The sequence below is a fragment of the Marinoscillum sp. HNIBRBA16962 genome, assembly GCF_057801515.1.
In genome coordinates this window covers 1,944,690-1,962,923 of record NZ_CM173603.1, presented here as the reverse complement: position 1 = coordinate 1,962,923, position 18,234 = coordinate 1,944,690, and the positions used below count along the sequence as shown (strand labels likewise).

General features: G+C 42.4%; 21 protein-coding genes and 1 other RNA gene. 12 read left to right on the top strand and 10 right to left on the bottom strand.

Going from position 1 to position 18,234, the window contains the following annotated elements; genetic code table 11:
* From trpD to AC3E9V_RS08370, 3 genes are read right to left on the bottom strand one after another with little or no spacing between them, the layout of a single operon-like run.
* Positions 1–993 (bottom strand): anthranilate phosphoribosyltransferase, encoded by a 993-nt coding sequence (trpD, locus tag AC3E9V_RS08380; protein WP_488752738.1) that lies wholly within the window; start codon positions 991–993, stop codon positions 1–3.
* A gap of 22 nt (positions 994–1,015) precedes the next feature.
* A complete protein-coding gene (locus tag AC3E9V_RS08375; protein WP_488752737.1) occupies positions 1,016–1,591 on the bottom strand; it encodes an anthranilate synthase component II in 576 nt (191 codons plus the stop codon).
* Entirely contained in the window at positions 1,588–3,009 is a 1,422-nt protein-coding gene (locus AC3E9V_RS08370; protein ID WP_488752736.1) for an anthranilate synthase component I family protein, read from the bottom strand. The genes AC3E9V_RS08375 and AC3E9V_RS08370 overlap by 4 nt, the downstream gene beginning before the upstream one ends.
* A 256-nt stretch (positions 3,010–3,265) precedes the next feature.
* Here AC3E9V_RS08370 and AC3E9V_RS08365 point away from each other — a divergent pair, with 256 nt between their 5' ends.
* On the top strand, positions 3,266–3,676 hold the full coding sequence (locus AC3E9V_RS08365; protein WP_488752735.1) for a tellurite resistance TerB family protein: 411 nt from the start codon (positions 3,266–3,268) through the stop codon (positions 3,674–3,676).
* Between the two features lie 34 nt (positions 3,677–3,710).
* Here the strand turns inward: AC3E9V_RS08365 and AC3E9V_RS08360 are convergent, their stop codons facing one another.
* From AC3E9V_RS08360 to AC3E9V_RS08350, 3 genes are all read right to left on the bottom strand, one after another.
* A complete protein-coding gene (locus tag AC3E9V_RS08360) occupies positions 3,711–3,962 on the bottom strand; it encodes a hypothetical protein (RefSeq protein ID WP_488752734.1) in 252 nt (83 codons plus the stop codon).
* 102 nt (positions 3,963–4,064) lie between these two features.
* On the bottom strand, positions 4,065–5,117 hold the full coding sequence (locus AC3E9V_RS08355; protein ID WP_488752733.1) for an alkane 1-monooxygenase: 1,053 nt from the start codon (positions 5,115–5,117) through the stop codon (positions 4,065–4,067).
* A gap of 46 nt (positions 5,118–5,163) precedes the next feature.
* Positions 5,164–5,853, bottom strand: a complete 690-nt coding sequence (locus AC3E9V_RS08350) for an outer membrane beta-barrel protein (RefSeq protein WP_488752732.1) — start codon at positions 5,851–5,853, stop codon at positions 5,164–5,166.
* A gap of 158 nt (positions 5,854–6,011) precedes the next feature.
* Between AC3E9V_RS08350 and AC3E9V_RS08345 the strand changes: the two genes are divergently transcribed.
* The 5 genes from AC3E9V_RS08345 (at position 6,012) to AC3E9V_RS08325 (ending at position 8,024) form a co-directional block, all read left to right on the top strand.
* Entirely contained in the window at positions 6,012–6,173 is a 162-nt protein-coding gene (locus AC3E9V_RS08345; protein WP_488752731.1) for a hypothetical protein, read from the top strand.
* 84 nt (positions 6,174–6,257) lie between these two features.
* Positions 6,258–6,353, top strand: an RNA gene (gene ffs / locus AC3E9V_RS08340) — signal recognition particle sRNA small type.
* A 52-nt stretch (positions 6,354–6,405) separates the two neighbouring features.
* Positions 6,406–7,062, top strand: a complete 657-nt coding sequence (fsa, locus tag AC3E9V_RS08335; RefSeq protein WP_488752730.1) for a fructose-6-phosphate aldolase — start codon at positions 6,406–6,408, stop codon at positions 7,060–7,062.
* A 41-nt stretch (positions 7,063–7,103) separates the two neighbouring features.
* Positions 7,104–7,307 carry a fructose-6-phosphate aldolase gene (locus AC3E9V_RS08330; RefSeq protein ID WP_488753657.1) on the top strand — a complete coding sequence of 68 codons (204 nt, stop codon included), beginning with the start codon at positions 7,104–7,106 and terminating at the stop codon, positions 7,305–7,307.
* The gene (locus AC3E9V_RS08325; protein WP_488752729.1) at positions 7,308–8,024 is read left to right on the top strand and encodes a cell division ATP-binding protein FtsE; all 717 of its coding nucleotides are present in this window, start codon (positions 7,308–7,310) and stop codon (positions 8,022–8,024) included. It abuts the gene before it with no gap.
* On the opposite strand, the gene AC3E9V_RS08320 is transcribed toward AC3E9V_RS08325, so the two are convergent.
* The 4 genes from AC3E9V_RS08320 to AC3E9V_RS08305 form a co-directional block, all read right to left on the bottom strand.
* Positions 8,021–8,965 (bottom strand): LysR substrate-binding domain-containing protein, encoded by a 945-nt coding sequence (locus AC3E9V_RS08320; protein ID WP_488752728.1) that lies wholly within the window; start codon positions 8,963–8,965, stop codon positions 8,021–8,023. The genes AC3E9V_RS08325 and AC3E9V_RS08320 overlap by 4 nt on opposite strands.
* A gap of 271 nt (positions 8,966–9,236) precedes the next feature.
* Positions 9,237–10,283 carry a hypothetical protein gene (locus tag AC3E9V_RS08315; RefSeq protein ID WP_488752727.1) on the bottom strand — a complete coding sequence of 349 codons (1,047 nt, stop codon included), beginning with the start codon at positions 10,281–10,283 and terminating at the stop codon, positions 9,237–9,239.
* On the bottom strand, positions 10,264–10,776 hold the full coding sequence (locus AC3E9V_RS08310; protein WP_488752726.1) for a hypothetical protein: 513 nt from the start codon (positions 10,774–10,776) through the stop codon (positions 10,264–10,266). The genes AC3E9V_RS08315 and AC3E9V_RS08310 overlap by 20 nt, the downstream gene beginning before the upstream one ends.
* The gene (locus tag AC3E9V_RS08305; RefSeq protein WP_488752725.1) at positions 10,769–11,317 is read right to left on the bottom strand and encodes an RNA polymerase sigma factor; all 549 of its coding nucleotides are present in this window, start codon (positions 11,315–11,317) and stop codon (positions 10,769–10,771) included. Before AC3E9V_RS08305 ends, AC3E9V_RS08310 begins: the two co-directional genes overlap by 8 nt.
* 133 nt (positions 11,318–11,450) lie before the next feature.
* Between AC3E9V_RS08305 and AC3E9V_RS08300 the strand changes: the two genes are divergently transcribed.
* From AC3E9V_RS08300 to AC3E9V_RS08275, 6 genes are all read left to right on the top strand, one after another.
* On the top strand, positions 11,451–12,068 hold the full coding sequence (locus AC3E9V_RS08300; RefSeq protein WP_488752724.1) for a hypothetical protein: 618 nt from the start codon (positions 11,451–11,453) through the stop codon (positions 12,066–12,068).
* Entirely contained in the window at positions 12,065–13,165 is a 1,101-nt protein-coding gene (locus AC3E9V_RS08295; protein WP_488752723.1) for a serine hydrolase domain-containing protein, read from the top strand. Before AC3E9V_RS08300 ends, AC3E9V_RS08295 begins: the two co-directional genes overlap by 4 nt.
* Positions 13,166–13,167: 2 nt before the next feature.
* Positions 13,168–13,728 carry an RNA polymerase sigma-70 factor gene (locus tag AC3E9V_RS08290; RefSeq protein ID WP_488752722.1) on the top strand — a complete coding sequence of 187 codons (561 nt, stop codon included), beginning with the start codon at positions 13,168–13,170 and terminating at the stop codon, positions 13,726–13,728.
* Between the two features lie 61 nt (positions 13,729–13,789).
* Positions 13,790–14,692 (top strand): FecR family protein, encoded by a 903-nt coding sequence (locus AC3E9V_RS08285; protein ID WP_488752721.1) that lies wholly within the window; start codon positions 13,790–13,792, stop codon positions 14,690–14,692.
* A gap of 56 nt (positions 14,693–14,748) precedes the next feature.
* Positions 14,749–17,370 (top strand): TonB-dependent receptor, encoded by a 2,622-nt coding sequence (locus tag AC3E9V_RS08280; RefSeq protein WP_488752720.1) that lies wholly within the window; start codon positions 14,749–14,751, stop codon positions 17,368–17,370.
* Positions 17,367–18,218 (top strand): DUF4249 domain-containing protein, encoded by an 852-nt coding sequence (locus AC3E9V_RS08275; protein ID WP_488752719.1) that lies wholly within the window; start codon positions 17,367–17,369, stop codon positions 18,216–18,218. Before AC3E9V_RS08280 ends, AC3E9V_RS08275 begins: the two co-directional genes overlap by 4 nt.
* The last annotated feature ends 16 nt before the right edge of the window (positions 18,219–18,234 follow it).

Sequence of the window (18,234 nt, the reverse complement as noted above, 5' to 3'; positions counted from 1 at the left end):
TTATTGATTGACTGCTAAAAATTTCTTAAAAGATTCCTGTGCTTTCCCTGATTGAATGGATTCTTTTGCCTGAGCAATACCTTCCGTTATCGGAATTTGTTTGCCCACGGCAATGGCCAGACCGGCATTGGCGTAGATTGCTTCCATCTGAGCCTCTGTGCCTTCATTGTTCAGTATTTTTTTGAAGATATTTGCAGCATCTGCCACATCATCTCCTCCGGCCAGCTGTTCGGGTCTTAGTCGATGTAGCCCCAGGTCTTCCGGTTGATACACCTCCTCCTGCTCATTCATGATCACCTTAAAGCCACCAGTAAGCGACACTTCATCATACCCGTCCAGGGAATGTACGATCACAAAGTGCTTATCCGTATTTTGGTAGATGTAGCCATACAGCCTGGCAAGCTCCAGGTTAAACACCCCGACCAACTGGTTTTTAGGGAATGCCGGATTAACCATCGGACCAAGCATATTGAAAAACGTTTTGACCCCCAACTCCTTTCTCACAGGCCCCACATTTTTCATAGCAGGATGAAAAAGTGGCGCATGCAAAAAACAAATGCCTGATTCATCCAGACTCTTTTTAATGGTACCTATATCATTGGTAAACTTAGCCCCCAGACTCTCCAGGACGTTGGAAGAGCCACTGACAGACGAAACCCCATAGTTGCCGTGCTTCACCACATTCTGACCTGCACCTGCTACTACAAATGATGAAATGGTAGAAATATTGAAGGTGTTTTTACCATCCCCACCTGTGCCGCAAAGGTCAATGGCACTATACTCATCTACGGGCACTCTGACACAAAGCTCCAACATGGCATCCCGAAAACCTTCCAGCTCCTCTACAGTGATACTCCGCATCAGGTATACGGTCAGAAAGGCCGCCATCTGACTCTGGTTGTATTGGCCGGTTGCCAGGTTGGAAAGTATATTAAATGCCTCCTCTCTGGAAAGTGATTGATATTTAAAAAGTTTGTTTAATACCTCTTTCATTTGATTAGGTTGTCCTTAGTTTTTATTCTTCAATCCAGTTTCGGATGATTTTTTTTCCATGCTCGGTCATAATCGACTCGGGGTGAAACTGAACCCCCCGGACCTTAAGATCCTTATGCTTTATGGCCATGATGTTACCCTCCTCGTCAATTGCTGTTACCTGTAAGTCCGAAGGCAGAGAGTCAGCAACTACAGCCCAGGAGTGATACCGGCACACTTGAAATTCACCGGGAACTCCTTCAAAAAGGTTATCCTTTTGATCAGTAAGTAAAGCTTTTGTGGCTACCCCATGGAAAACAGTAGAAAGGTTAAACAGTTCAGCGCCGAAACACTCCGCAATACCCTGATGGCCCAGACAAACCCCCAGAATACTCTTGTCAGCGCTGAATTGCTTAATCACCTCAGGCATCACTCCGGCATCTTTCGGCAATCCCGGTCCGGGAGAAAGCAATATCTTTTCAAAACCAGCTGCATAATCCACCGGAATTTTATCATTTCTGTGCACTTCCATATGCTCATCCAGGCCAAGCTCCCTGAGGATATGCACCAGGTTGTAGGTAAAAGAATCGTAGTTGTCTATAACCAGTACTTTTTTCATTTGCCGTTCAAATTTTCTGCCTTATCCATAGCTGACTGTAAAGCCGCCAGCTTATTATAAACTTCCTGTACTTCACTTTTAGGGTCAGATTTAGAAACAATACCGGCCCCCGCCTGGAAGAAAAGCTGGTTAGCCCTGCTCAAAAAGGTTCTGATCATAATGGCATGGTTAAAATTTCCCTGGAAATCCATAAACCCGATCGCCCCTCCGTAAAAGCCACGGGCAATATTTTCATGCTCATCAATCAGCTCCATTGCCCGGTATTTCGGAGCGCCTGACAAGGTGCCAGCCGGAAAAGTACTGGCCACAATCTCCAAAGGATCAGCTTCAGGCCTTAGCTTACCTGTGACTTTCGAGACCAAATGAATGACATGAGAGTAGTACTGGATTTCCTTGTAGGTTTCCACGGTCACATCATCTGAGCTTTTACTGAGATCATTACGCGCAAGGTCTACCAGCATAATGTGCTCAGCATTTTCCTTCGGGTCTTCCAGAAGCTTCTTTGCAAGCTGGGCATCCGCCTCATCGTCCCCTGTGCGTCTGAATGTTCCGGCTATCGGATAAATAATAGCCTCACGGTCTTTCACCACGATCTGAGCTTCCGGGGAGGACCCGAAAATCTTATACCCGCCATAATCAAAATAAAAAAGATACGGAGAAGGGTTAATAGACCTCAGCGCCCTGTATACCTGAAACTCGTCCCCTTTGAACCTGGTACGAAACTGCCGCGAAAAAACAACCTGGAATACATCTCCAATGTCACAATGTTTTATACCTGATTTTACTATTTCCAAAAAAGTAGCATCATCAAAGTTGGAACTGACATCTCCCTCCTTCCGAAAAGAAAAAGAAGGGATATTTTGCTGAGATATAATAGTGAGTAGCTCATTAAATTTAGAATCATCCGGCTCTTCCTGGAATGTCTCAATCAGAAAACACTCGTTCTTAAAATGATCCAGAGCGATGATATACCTGAAAAGGTGGTACTGGATCTCCGGTATTTCTGCTGAAGGTGTTTTTTCATTGCCAAACTCAATGTCCTCAAAGCACTGCACCGCATCATAAGCCATGTAACCAAAGAGTCCGGACCTGATGAACTTGTCTGCGGTATCAGGAAGCTCAAACTGACCAATAAATGACCTCAACTCCTGTAAAAGTTCTTTTTTCTCATTTAACGCTTTAGATGAGCTGCTTCCGTCAGGCAGACCTACCTTTATGTTGCCGCCTTCCAGTTTAAACTCAGCCATGGGATCACAGCAGATGTAGCTGAAACTATTCTCAGCGCCGTGATAATCTGAACTCTCCAGAAGAAAGGATTTAGCATACTTATCTCGAATTTTTAAATACAGCCCTACCGGGGTTACAGTATCCGCCAGAAGCTTTTTTTGACGTATTTGAAGTTTAAATGGTTTTTCCATGAGTTATTATTCATAAAAAAACCCGCTGCGAAGAGCGGGTTCAAACAATTTCTTTTGACATACCTTGGCTATTCACAGCAATTAGCTATATGCTCTGTACCACCACCAGTATGTGTTTTTCATAATCATGACTGCTAAGCTAATTCGATATGATTAATATTTCCAAACGATTGTTAAAAAAAACCTAAATCCTTAGAAAATTGTAAGCGTATATGGCAATAAAAACAATTCAAAATTTTGACTTAACTTTCCACCCATGTTACCAATAGAAGAACAACTGAGTATACTTGTTCACCTTTCTATGGCCGATAAATTCATGGCAAAGGAAGAAAGTGGCCTGATCCATAAAATAGGTGAACGTAGTGGTTTATCTCAGGACCAGATAGAGATCATAATAGACAACCCCAAACCCATCCCGAGACTCAAAAATCTCCCTTCGGATGAAAAGTTTGAGTACCTGTTTAACGTAATCCAGCTGATGAAAGTAGATGGCAAGATTCACCAAAGTGAAATCTCATTCTGTGAAAAACTGGCTGTGGCTCTTGGGTATAAACCCGGAGTGGTGGCTGAGCTTTCTGCTTATATTTATTCAGACCCTAGTATAAACACCAAACAGAGTTATCTCAGGGCTATTGCAGATCAGCACCTGATTCCTAAAAAAGATTAGAAACAAAAAATCCGCCTCCTTCGGCGGATTTTTTTTACTTGTTTTTTAATGAACTCGTCAAATCATCCAACATTTTTTTGGATATCTTCCTTGGGTTGGATTTCTTAAATTTCTCCAGAGCTTTTTGAACCTTAGCTCCTTTTTCATATAACCCTGCCGGGTTACCATCATGGGCATAGCTACCCAAACACCACTCAATCTCAGAAACGAGTTCTTCCTCGATCCCGAGTGAGGTCATTTTGTCCTTAGCTTCGGTAAGAACCTTTTCAATTTTTAATGCTCCCATTTTGATCTTACTTAAATTCGGTGATTTATTATTTTTACGCAAAAATACTTCTAATAATATTAATAAATTAACAAACTAGATTAATTATTATTAAAATAACAACTAATAAGCTAATTTATTGAATTTGATAATTCTACTATTCATAATACGAAACCATATCGGTGGTATAGTAGCCAAAAGCATCATCCCAGGGTACCCGGTAGGCATCTGGGGGCTCTCCTCCATGTGTCTCAGCACCTGATATTTTCTACTGGCAATATAATGATGATCAGAATGCCTGGATAGTTCAAAAAGCATAACTCTTCCAACCAAATGGTCAGAATTCCACGAATGTGCAGGCATTACACGTTCATACCTTTCTCCTTCCCTGGTCCTCCTGAGTCCGTAATGTTCTATGTAATTTACAGTTTCCAGTAAAAGAAAGCCTATCACAGCAGAAGCTACGTAGAATGACAGGATTACCCAGCCAAAGAGGAACCAAATGACTCCCAGATAACCTACCTGTATTAGTTGAAGCTGAAGCATTTCATTTTCCGGAGACAGTGCAGGTTTATTTTTCTTTCTCAGACGTGCCGCCTCCAGCTTCCAGGCAGATAAATAGCTAAACACTACGGATCGTATCCAAAAAACATACAGAGATTCGCCAAGCCGGGCTGACGAGGGGTCCTCGTCTGTAGATACATTCTTGTGATGCCCGCGGTTATGCTCGATAAAGAAATGCATATAAAGTGACGTAAGCAATAAAACCTTAGCCATCCATTGTTCATATTTCTTTTTTCTGTGACCTAGCTCATGCGCCACATTGATGCCCATGACACCACACAAAAGTCCCATAGTAGTCACCCGCCCGGCAATAGTCAATGCACTTAAACCGGGCTCCTTAAGGCTTTGTAGAAATAACCATACAAAGATCAACTGTACAGGCAGGATGAGATACACCAGCAGGTCATAAAATCCATCATCCTTTCTCATTGCTTCTTCTTCCTCTGATATATTTCGTGGATCAGGCTTAAAAAAAAGCTCCAGCAAAGGAATAAGGCCAAATGCCTCAATCAAAGGAAGAAAAGTCAACCATCCTTCGGAATTAAAGGAAACGTATGCCAATGCAGGCAGGGTGAGCACACTGAGATATTTCAATGTAGCTATCCGTTTCATAATTATTTTACGTGCTACGGTTAATGTGTTGGGATGAGTAATTTACTCAAAATTCCATTTTCCCAAAAGGGATCAGGTAAGACACTGAAAAGCCTCCTGCATAGTGATTGGATAGATCCGGAATCCTGGTGTCAAAGGACCCGTAGTTAATCATACTACTGATGCTATATGTAAAAAACCCTTCTACCTGAAAGGTTCCTACAGGGGATTCATACCAGAGTCCGCCCGAACCGCGGGCGCCATACCCCAGCTTCTTATCACGAGTCTTATCATACGTATAAAACTCAAAGTTTCCGATATTATCGGTATCAGGCAAAGGACTTTGCTTCAGGTCCACCAGGTACTCCATGTACATTCCGAGGGTGAAGAAGACTTTCACCTTTCCCTTACCCCAATAAATAACAGCCTCAGCAGGAACTTCAAGGTAATTCATCTCACTGGTGTAAGGATCTTCTGTGGTTTCAGGAAACGTTTGCCTCCATCCCTTTTGCATATACAGTGCACTGATCTGAAGTCCGGCATTTGCTCCCTCATCCCGTTGATTGGTGAAAACCTTCCCTGTTACTCCTATATGGTAGCCCGGGATAGGCACAATGCTCATAAAAAGATCATAAATGGTGTGCTCTATGTATGCAGAAGAAAGCTGGCCCCCTCCTTTTACTCCCACAAAACCCTTAATCTGCGCCTGCAAACCAAAAGTCATACAAATCAACAAAACAGGGAATAATCTCTTCATTCTATGGGAGTAGTTGAAAACTTATGCTGGGCAAAAATACATTTCTATCCTAATCCTAAACAATATTTAGGAACATGATATTATATTTAAAACGGATAATTTCAGTTTCTGACTTTTTTAACGGTTTCAATTTTTCTTTAACCAAACTTTTAAAGCTTATGGAAAAACTGGAAAGAGATTTTGAGGAAAATGATTTTGAAGAGCTTGATGATGTCCTGGACAGGTCCTTTTTCTCACAGGATGCAATGGAAGATCCGGAAGAAGATGAGTCTGTCTATGAGGTCACACAGCAAGACCAACGACCACTCTCTGAATTGTGATCATTTTTTTGTGACAGACTTAAAAGATCAGGAAAATTCAGGCTTTACTTTCCTGTTAACCATTAATCTACTTAACTTTGCATTCGGCAAACGGATGCGACCAGCTCCTGCTGAATCCCCCAGGACCGGAAGGTAGCAAGGGTAGGTGGTCGTAGCGGTGCGACATCCTGTTTGCCTTTTTTATATCCCGTCTTTCCGGTAATTTTGTGACTCATAAAACCGGACAAAAAAAATGAAATTTTTCATAGATACTGCAAATCTCAACGAGATTAAAGAAGCGCATGAAATGGGCGTACTGGATGGTGTAACGACCAACCCCTCCCTCATGGCTAAAGAAGGCATTACAGGCCAGAAAAATATCCTCAGCCACTACAAAACGATTTGTGACATTGTAGACGATAATGTAAGTGCTGAGGTCATTGCCACAGAATACGATGCTATTGTCAAAGAGGGGAAAGAGCTCGCCAGGATAGATGATAAGATCGTGGTAAAAGTACCCATGATCAAAGATGGCGTCAAGGCAATCAAGACCCTGAGTGAAGAAGGTATCAGGATCAACTGTACATTGATCTTCAATGCCGGACAGGCCATTCTTGCTGCTAAAGCCGGCGCCAGCTACGTCTCACCTTTCATCGGTAGGCTGGATGATATCGGCAGTGACGGATTGACTCTTATCGAGCAGATCGTTCAGATCTTTGACAACTACGAGTTTGAGACAGAGGTACTTGCAGCCTCTATTCGTCATACCATGCACCTGATACAGTGCGCGGAAATTGGCGCAGATGTGGCCACTTGTCCCCTGAATGTAATCACCGGACTTTTGAAGCACCCTTTGACTGATAGTGGATTAGAAAAATTCCTTGCAGACTATAAAAAAGGAAACCAGTAAGCTGAACAGGTAGTTGGATGGAAAAACTGGTAAATACGGAAATGTATATTATTAAGGTAAGGGGTAAAGCCAAAATACCTGACTACATCCAGCTTCGTGATGACAAGTTCGTACTTATAGCTTATTTTAGAGCTGACAGACCACTCCAAAAACTGGAAAAGTTTGGACTGGAAGGTAAGGAGGAAAAGCTTAAAGCAATTATTAAGGCCCTTCCTTTTGGTAAACTCCAAAAACTTGAATTGTAAATGAAGGACTCTTTTTCGAATGACCCGCTGGTTAAAGTTTCTAATGCCAATATTTTTCAGGACCATGCCACGGTCTTGAGCGGTATTGACTTTGAAATTGAAAAAGGTGAGTTTGTTTACCTGGTAGGAAGAACCGGAAGCGGAAAGTCATCACTCCTGAAGACCTTTTACGCAGACCTCCCGCTAAGACTTGGTGACATTGTGGTGGCTGGCTTTAACATACGGGGTATCAAACCAAATGAAGTGCCTTTCCTGCGCAGGAAGGTTGGGATCATTTTCCAGGACTTTGAACTGTTTTATGACCGGAGTGTCGCTGAAAACCTCTTTTTTGTCATGAAAGCCACTGGCTGGAAAGACAAAGCAAAAATGAAGAGCCGCCTGGCTGAGATCCTGATGCGCGTGGGACTGGGTGCCGTTTCCTCTAAAATGCCCCATCAGCTATCAGGTGGTGAGCAACAGCGAGTGGTTATTGCCCGGGCCTTAATTAACGAACCGCAAATTCTCTTTGCAGACGAGCCAACAGGCAACCTGGATCCCGAGGTATCTGACGGGATCATGCAACTTTTCCTTGAAATCAACAAAAGCGGTACCGCTGTGGTCATGGCTACTCACAACCATCACTTCATTGAAAAGTATCCAGCACGAATCCTTAAATGCGAGAATGGCAAGATCAAAGACTCTAATATTGAGAAATTTGAGCTTACCGGTATTTACTAATCCATTTTGATATTTGGATCTACAATCTCATAATCATGCTTCTCCAGCATATGGTGAGGAATATTGTTCTTAATGTATTCTCCCAGTAAGTTAATGTACCGGCCTTTATCGTAGTTTGGAGTAACGATCATACTGATTTCCCTGGCTTTGGGCCTTCCGTATATAGTTTTCATGTTTTCTTCCTGATCAGCATTTAAGCTCAGAGTGGTCAGCTCCGGCAGGATTGTCATACCCCCATGAGTATCCACAATTCGTATAAGGGCATCGATCGAGTTGCTCTGATACACAAACTGCTTCCGCTCCCGGATCGTTTTCAGGTCGCAAAAATTATTGATCTGATCCCGAAAACAATTACCCTCATCCAGCAACCAAAGCTCGTTATAATTAATCTCCTCCAGTTTAACATCGCTGGTGCTGGGGGCCTGATGCGGAGATGTATAGACATAAAAGCGTTCGTAAAATAATGGTAAAGACTGGATACCATAAACATCTATCGGGGTAGAGATGACTCCCACATCCAGCTCTCCATTTCGTACATTATTTACAATTACTTCAGTAGTTTGTTCCTTTATGACCAGTTTCAGGTTTGGATATTGCTCAAAAAGGGCACGACTGAACAGTGGAACCAGGAATGGCGCCAGGGTAGCTATAATACCGATCTCCAAAGTACCGGTAAAGTCTTCTTTCAGTTCGTCAGCAAAGGTCATAAGCTGCCTGGCATTGGTTACCACCTCCTGAGCTTTGATCAGAAACAACTCCCCATCTCTCGTCACATCAAGCGGACTCGTTGCCCGGTTAAAAAGTTTTATACCTACCTCCTCCTCCAGCTTCTGAACCTGCACACTCAAAGCCGGCTGACTGATATGCAGATGTTCGGCTGCTTTTTTAAAGCTCCTGAATTTTTTCAGTGATAAAGCGTACTTCAGTTGAGCTAAAGTCATAATCAAAAATTATTGAGCTGTATATTTTTCTGAATATTAACCAATATGATCCTTACAGCAGTATTCTCAATGCTGTTTCGCGGAAAATATCTGGTAAAAGCTTTATTAACCTCTATTTAGTCAGCGAATATAGCTCAAGAACGAATTGATGGACTTAATCCGCTCGCCTAAAATTGAAGAAGATAGGAAATGATTAAAAATCACCTGATCTGATCTAACAAAATGGATGAAAGATGATTCAATTATTTACATCATAAACCGGATTCTCAAACTACCTGATTCTCAGGTCGCCATAGCTTGACTTTACAATGATCCTTTTACCAGGGTCACCTCCACTTATCCTTCCTTTATATTCACTACGATTGCCGTCCTTCACCTGGTAATAAAGGTCCACGTTGGTATTTGAAGTACTCATCTTAGCAAAGCTAAACTCAGCCTCAAGATCAGCTTTCAAACCATCCTCCAGATTGATTTCATAAGAGCTGAATTTTCCGTAGATCTCTACCTTGCTGAAAGATTTATAAAGTCTGCCTATCTCAAAATCAGATATATAGCTCGCCTCCATGTACAGTGATCCCGTAAGCTCTTCGATAGAAAAGCCTGAGAACTGAGCATCAGTATCTATATCTCCAGCCTTTCCTATTTGCACATTCCCGTATTTACTCTCCAGCTCCAGGCGCTTTATGTTTGCCAGCTCAACCTCTGAAAATTTCTGTTCCATTTCCATCTCCTCACCTGAGGCAATATAAAGCTCACCATATTTGACTTCTATTTGGGAACGTCCGGTTTTTCCAATCGACCCGCCCCCAAATGAAAGATTAAGTTCAAGAAATCCTCCGAAATCCTCCGCCTTCAGATTGCCGTACGCTACATGGACCTCCGCATCACCTTCACGGTCACCTAAAAAGGTATCACCAAACTTATTAGCCACATAAACAGGATTTTTCGCAGGGGCGCTGATAGTATAGTTTACCTCAAAGGACTCATCATTTTTATTGTTCATATTGGAGCCAAAAACGGTCTCAAAAGCAATTCGTGAGCTACTTTCATCAATCTTTACCGAAATCCTGTCCATAATACGCTGAGCTCGCTCTTCATTCTTACCCTTAGTGATAATTTCCACTTTCACTTGGATCTCCGGTTTCTCCCAGGTATCTATGTGAACTTTACCAAAAGAGTTAGTCACTCTGAAAAGTGTACCTGCATCTACTTTAAAGGACTTCTCTATAACCTTCTTTTTTTCCTCCAGAGTCCCTGCTATCCCAATGGCACAGGCCAGAAAAAGAGCGAAAGCCAGATTATATCGTAATGTTTTCATCTTCAGATTCGTTTAGTTTTTTTAAAATCATCAATTGCTGGTTTAGTATTTCGATCCGTAGCTTCAGGTTATTGACCATTGCATCCATTACCATATCGGTTGAATTCTGCTTTTTGTAGGTGGCTTTGAGCTCATCATACATCTGATCCAGACGCTCAATTTCCACAAGAAAAGAGCGTTTAAGATTGTCTTTATCATAATTTGTCAGCTCTGATTTTTTTTCAGCAATCAACTGTGTGTAGTATTTTTCTACTTGCTCAAACTCTGATGGCTCCTCAGCCAGCTCCACTCTTCCGTATGATCCAAAGCTCCGCTCCAGCGCCAGGTAAACGGTACTCATTAAAAGCAATACCGCTGCCACCTTCCATAGCTGTTCGCTTATTCCTCTTCGGTGTACCCTCCTGTGAATAGAGCTCCATACTTCCTCATCGGGCAGTTCTGAATCAAACTCCGTCCGATGACTCATTACAAATTTCTCCAGTTCGTCACCCATATTTCACCTCCCTGGTTAATAGTGTTCTCAATTTTTCTTTTGCTCTTTTGTATTGTGTCTTTGAGGTAGACTCAGAGATACCAAGTATCTGGCTTATTTCCTGATGATCATAGCCCTCAAACAAATACAAGGTCAGCACACTTCGAAACCCATCGGGCAGTTTAGTCAGAGCTCCCTTGATCTGGTCAACTGAAAGTGGGTAATCTACCATTTCACTATCCTCCGCCAGCTCTTCAGACTCTTCCACTATCTCCAGATCTCTTTTGGCTTTTTTTAGCTGCGTAATTGACTTATTGATAACAATACGCTTGAGCCAGGCTCCGAAAGACGCATCTGCTCTGAAGCTTTTAAGGTTTTTGAAAGCGCTCACAAAAGCCTCCTGTAAAACATCTTCGGCATCTTCCTGGTTGCCCACTATACGTAATGCAGTATTGAACATCGCTCTCATGTACAGCTTATACAGCTCATACTGAGCGATATGATCACCTGCTACACAACGATTAATCAGGTCAGCGTGTATGTTTATTGTAGAGCTCTCCAAGTCTTCAAAAACAGAATCATCTCAATGACCTGAGTAAATTAATAAGGTTGCATGATGGCAAAAAAAGTTTTCATATCACTAAGTTTACAGTATGGGTAATTTGTCCTCTAATTGTTTTTTACAAATGAGATCGATGCTTATCATCGTCGGTATGCTTAGCTGTATCGCAGCAAATGCCCAGGAGAGTTTACCCCAGGACTCCACCCACCAGGAATCAGCAGATACACTACAGCAACCGGAAAAACCGTATAAGGAAATTCATGGAGGCTTTTATATAGAAGCTATTGCAGAAAGTGTGCCGGGGCTGAGTAAGCGAAACTTCAGTCAGCAGTTTGGTCTGGGGTTGAAGTATGAGTTTTTAAGTATTGGCATTTACCAAAACCTTGCACTTGGCCGCATAGCCCGTACGCTGATATTTCCCAATGATTTTGAGTTAACCTATGGCTATGGAGGAGCATACCTTGATTTTGAAATGGTAAAGGTAAGGTGGTTATCCGGAGGAGTAAGGTTAAACTATGGACACGGCGACCTGGTTTGGGAACGAATAGACACCAGGGAGGACTTGCTTCGGGATACTTTCCATTTAATAAAACCCGAGGTGTATGTGAGCGTTTCACCTATTAAATACTTTAGAGGATTCGTTATGGCAGGTTACAGACGGTTTGTAGATGTGGAAATTGCCAATATAAACAACAGCGATCTATCTGGCTTTACTTTCGCTGTGGGGATAAAATTAGGTTATTTCAAATGAGAGCAGGAATCATTTTGTTGTTACCCTTCACATTATTGTGCTCCTGTTATGTAGGTGAGGAAGTGCCGCCTGATCAGGAAGTGTGGGAATATGCACTGCCCGGCTCCCTCAACATGGACCCAACCACACTATACGATTTGGATGAGGGCCTCAAGGGCGAAAGCTTTGGCTCCATCAAGGGGCTGATCATCATCAAAGAAGATAAGCTGGTATTTGAAAACTACTATGAAAACAGTAGCAGAGCAGAGCTAAGAAACATTGGAAGCATTACCTTTTCTGCGATAATCCTTGCCCTGGACCTGTTTATCGAACAAGGTCTGATCACTGATCTGGACGCTCCGATTTACGAATACCTCCCGGATTATCAGCAAATTTTTAACGCAGATACGGTTAAAAAACAAATCACCTTCAGACACATCGTTTCTCATAAAATGGGTCTCTCCTGGGATGAAGATGCCAGAGTGGTGGATGACTATAATCAAATGAGAAATACCGATGACTGGGTGCAATATATACTATCCAAACCCAGGGACACTCCCAATCCGGGTCAGCGTTTCGCTTTAAATTCCTCCGGCGGGATCGTACTGGCCAGGATCATGCAGAATCTCCTGAATGATGAATCATTGGAAAATTTCCTCAATAAAAACTTTTTCGAAAAGATCGGTATCAAAAATTACGCCTGGGAGACCAGCCCGCAGGGGACGCTCAATGCAGCAAATGGATTAAGCCTCACCACGCTGGACCTCACCCGTCTGGGCTACATGATGCTCCTGGAGGGCAGGTGGCTTGAAAAACGCCGTATTATTAACAGAGACTGGGTTTTTGATGTTTCCAATGCTCAAACTGCATTTAACAGCCGATTTAGCTACGGATATGGATGGAAAGTGCTTACTGATGAGTACAAAGAACAAATAAGGTTAGGTGAAACTACTACCTATTATGTGGATGGAGGAGCAGGCCAGGGATTATATATTATACCAGAATACGAAATGATTGTTAGTATTGCCGCAGAAAACGATTATCTCAATACAGAGAACATCTCTTTCACCCTGTTTTTTTATTCATTACAATCCTTACAACCCGCGGCTGTTAATTAAAAATGACCGAGCTTGAAGAAAATCTTTTATTCGAAAAAATAAAGAAAGGTGACCTCCATGCATTTGAGATGCTTTTCAAGCGATATTACTCCCCTCTCTACAGGTATGCACTTAGTATTGTCCGAAATACCACTGTAGCAGAGGAAATCGCCCAGGAAGTATTTATGTATATCTGGGAAAAGCGGGTTCAAATTGAACTAAAAACAGCACTTAAGTCTTACCTCTTTACCTCGGCTAAATATAAAGCTATCAATTACATCAAGCTGGAACTCCCCAAGCTGCAATCCACAACAGATCTGGAGGGCATACGGGGCTTTTCTCAGCCTGAAATGACCGCAAATGATACTGAGAGGCTCAAGGCAAAGATCCAGCATGCCATTGATCAGCTTCCTGAAAAGTGTAAAAATATATTTGTTTTGAGCAGATATGGAGGGATGACGTATGGTGAAATAGCTGAAGAACTGGAGTTATCAGTCAAAACCGTGGAGAACCAAATGACGATAGCTCTGCGAAAGCTTAAGGAGATGCTGAGTGAAGAGCTTAAAGAATTTAGAATAAAATGACTTTAAGAATTTACTACCCTTCTTTAGGGGTACACCTGTAATTCATTGACTTACCTATACCATGTCAGAGAGATGGATTGAAAAATATAACCAACTAAAATACGGTTCTTACCGCCAGGGTGAAAAAAAGGACGATTTTGATCTTTTTTACACGCTAAGTGAGGTTGATCATGTACGTGTAGATACTGATAGCGCATGGAAATCCGTATCATCCAGGCTGTCCGGTAAAAAGATGTCAGTTTTTCACGGAGTATGGAGGGTTGCTGCTGCAATTGTCATTGTATTTGGAGCCGCTTTTACAATTTACCAGCTTCAGTATGCTCCGGAGCATAATATTAGGTACGTATCCGAAGCAGCAATCCATGAGCAAAAAGCTATAAGTCTCCCGGATGGAAGTATCGTCACACTGGCAAAAAGCAGTTCGCTAGATTTTCCGGAAGAGGACTTTTTAAAGAACCGGAAAGTAAAGTTCCAGGGTGAGGGTTTCTTTGAAATCGCTAAAGGAAAACATCCCTTTTCTATAGAAACCTCAGAAGCTGTTATTAAAGTTTTGGGGACCTCTTTTGGAATCGACACACGTGAAAATACCCGTGTAATAGTTGAAGAGGGTACAGTTTCTATAAAAACCCCGAAAGAATCAATTAAAGTCACAAAAGGCAAATCAGCTCTGGCAAACAAGTCTGATGGAAAGATCAGTCTGATACCCACAGACCCCAATGCTTTATCCTGGAAAACAGGAAACTTTACCTTCTCCGACACCCAGCTTTCAGAAGCATTTACTTACTTAAGCAAGTACTACAATGTTACCTTCAAGGCAGGAAAATCACTCGAAGAATGCAGAATCACCGTCAAATTCAGCAAAGAATCACTGGATGATGTGGTGGATGTACTTGCCACAATTCTGAATGCTGAGGGAAACATTTCAGATAAAGAAGTCCAATTTTCAGGAAAAGGTTGTAATTAACCATTATTTTTGCGGCATTCACCACCGTCTGGGTACGTTTTCGTTAGAAGAGGTAAATGCCATTTTCTTCATTAGTTAAGACACTTTTCTTCTCCCTCGCCGTAGCTTTCCTCAATACAGGACTAGCCCAGGATACATATCAAAAATCCATCAGTATAGAACCAGGCTCCTATTCGTTAATTGAAGCTTTGAGGATTGCTGAAAATCAAGGCATTACGTTTGCCTACAGTGCAGACCTACTCCCCGAAACCACCTGTACTTTCCGAAACTCAAGGCTCAGCCTTACTGAGTTTATGAGCATCTTATCCAGAGATTCTGGAATAAAACACCGCCTTGTCGGCGGTCAAATTATAATAAGTTACAACCCACCGAAGCAGACTTTCACACAAAGGAGCCTGAGAGGGATCGTCAGAGACCGGGAAAGTGGAGAAGTATTGATCGGGGCCACCGTCCAAAAGCTAAATAGTTCTGATGGAGTTATCACCAATCGATATGGTTATTATTCTCTTACCCTCCCCCGCGGCACCCATGTGATCAAGACTTCCTTCATAGGCTATAAAGACCTGGTGGATACGATTTCTCTGATAGATAGAAACAGGACAGCTAATTTCATGCTTTCCCTGAAAACACAGGAATTGGAGGAAGTCACGATTTCAGCTATTGAGCCTGATTTTAACATTACAAGCCTGATCCCAAGTGTGAACACCCTCGACCTGAACACCAGGGGACAAATACCTTATTTTCTGGGAGAGGTGGATGTCTTACAGGGAGCGTCGCTGCTCCCCGGGATAAATACATTAGGCGAAGATGCAAATGGGTTAAATATCAGGGGTGGTAGTGTGGATCAAAACCTTATCCTTCTGGACGAAGCTACCGTTTATAATCCCAACCACCTGTTCGGTCTCATCTCCATTTTCAACCCCGAGGCAGTAAATCATGCTGAAATCATGAAAGGATTTATCCCACCTTCTTATGGTGGGAGAGCTTCATCCGTTATTACGGTACACCAGAAAGAAGGAAACGATCAGGAATACAAATTTACAGGGGGACTGGGCCTTGTTTCTGCCAGATTTATTGCAGAAGGCCCCTTACAAAAGGGAAGCAGCTCGTTTATCGTTTCAGGAAGGCAATCACTCCTGAATCTATCCCTGGACGATAATAACACACGATCTAACTTTCAGGACCTGAATGCTAAAGTCAACTGGAAAGCTGACAGAAACAATACGTTCTATCTTTCAGGATATTTTGGTAATGACCAAAACAGGAATGCCTTTGACCGGGTAAGAAACTGGGGCAATCGCAATTTTTCTGCCAGATGGAATCACCTTTTTGGACCCAGGATATTTGGCAACTTTTCAGCTATCATCAGCGAGTATAACTATAAAGTATCCCAGCCTCAGGAAGCGGCAAGTTTCATTGGAGAGTCACGAATTGTGGATTACACCCTCAAGTCAGATTTTGGGTATACCCTCTCTCCCCGGCACGAAATCAATTTTGGTGGAAGTACAATTTTTCATCGACTAAAACCCGGAGATCGAATCCCTTTTGAGGAAAACACCTCCTCCTCACAACCTTTGCTTTTGGACTCTGAACATGGAGTGGAGGCTGCTCTCTACATGAGCCATCAAGCGAAAATAGGCAATCGCTTCTCGACGCTATATGGTCTGAGGGTCTCTTCTTTGCACAACCTTGGCCCTGAAAATGTATACGTTTACGACCAAAGCAGGCCTAAGAGCGACAACACTATCCTGGATACTCTTGAGTTTAACCCCGGTGAGATCATCAAGTCCTATTATGGCCTGGAACCACGTATTTCCACAGTTTTGGAGCTTGGGAAAAATAACTCTGTAAAAGCGAGCTATAGCAGGACCTTTCAGTATCTGCATTTAATCAGCAACACCATAACTCCCTCCCCCACTGATATCTGGAAGCTGAGTGATACCTACATCAAACCCACAGCCTCAGACCATTACTCCCTGGGATATTATCATAATTTTAAAAAGAATGAATATGAGGCTTTTGTAGAAGGGTACTATAAAAAGATCAATAATACAGTCGAATACAAAGACGGAGCTGACCTGCTGTTTAATGAAAATCCGGAAACGGAACTTTTAGAGGGAGAAGGGCGGTCCTACGGGCTGGAGTTTTTTCTCAAAAAGAATACGGGTACACTTACAGGATGGTTTAGCTATACTTTATCCAGAAGTGAAGTAGTGGTATCCGGAGAATTTCCGGAAGAAGAGGTGAACAATGGTCAACACTTTCCTGCCAATCATGACCGCAAACATGATCTGTCCCTGGTGGGGATCTATGAATTTACCCCCAGGCTAAGCGGCTCACTTAGCTTTAATTACAATTCAGGACGACCATTTACACTTCCTGTGGGTAAGTATGAATACGAGGGAAATACGATTCCTGACTTTGGAGATCGTAATCAAAGCAGACTGCCGGACTATCATCGCCTGGACCTTTCATTGAAGCTAAGTGGAAAAAAATTTAAGAAAAATGGTGAGCTCAGAAAGATAGATGACTACTGGACCCTGGTAATTTACAATGCTTATGGTAGAGATAATGTATATTCTTACTTCTACGAAGAGGTAGACGGTAGGACTCAGATTGTACCTAATGCGATTTTTGACAGTGTAATACCTGCAATAACCTATCACTTCAAGTTTTGAAAAGATTTGTAATCATATTGATCATCATAATGGTCGGCTGTAAGGATGCTGATGTAATACCTTTCGGGATAAATGCTCCGCGCATTGTGATCGAGGGCTGGCTTACCAACCGGGTAGAGCAGCAGTATATACGGATCTCAGGGACGGTCCCTTTTACTTCAGAGCAGAGGAATGAAGTGATTTCAAATGCTACGGTAGAGATAATAGAAAGTAACACTAACACAGAAAATGAACGGTTTTCCTTTACTCACGCAGAAGATGGCTATTACTATTCTGATAGCCTTTTTGGTGGAGTCACCGGTCGAAACTATACTTTGATCATAAACTTACCTGACGGAAGAACCCTTCGGTCTTTACCCGAGACCATGAGAGAAGTTATGCCAATTGATACACTGGGTTACGATTTCTTCACCCGGGAGTCCGAAACTGATCCTAATACCGAACTTATTATCTACTATCCTGTAGCGCGGACTTCTGATCCCCCCGAAACCCAGGACTTCTACCGGTGGAAACTCTACAAAAACGACACCCTTTTTTCCGCTCCCGAAGAAGTATTTCTGTTTAATGACAGATTTTTGGACAGAGATATATCGAACTATCCCCAGCAATTTACTAATTATGAATATCGGTTAAATGACACCATTCGTGCAGAGCGCATTTCAATATCACGAGAGGCCTATGAGTTTTTGGATGAACTGAAAGCCCAAACCACATCCCTTGGTACTAACACCGCCGTATCACCAGCCAGTGTCACGGGAAATATGTTTTTCGATGATTCGGGAGACGCCTCATTAGGCTTTTTTGGTACTACTGCTATTACTTCAAAAGAAATCGTAATTACCGATTAAACATCAGAATAAAAAC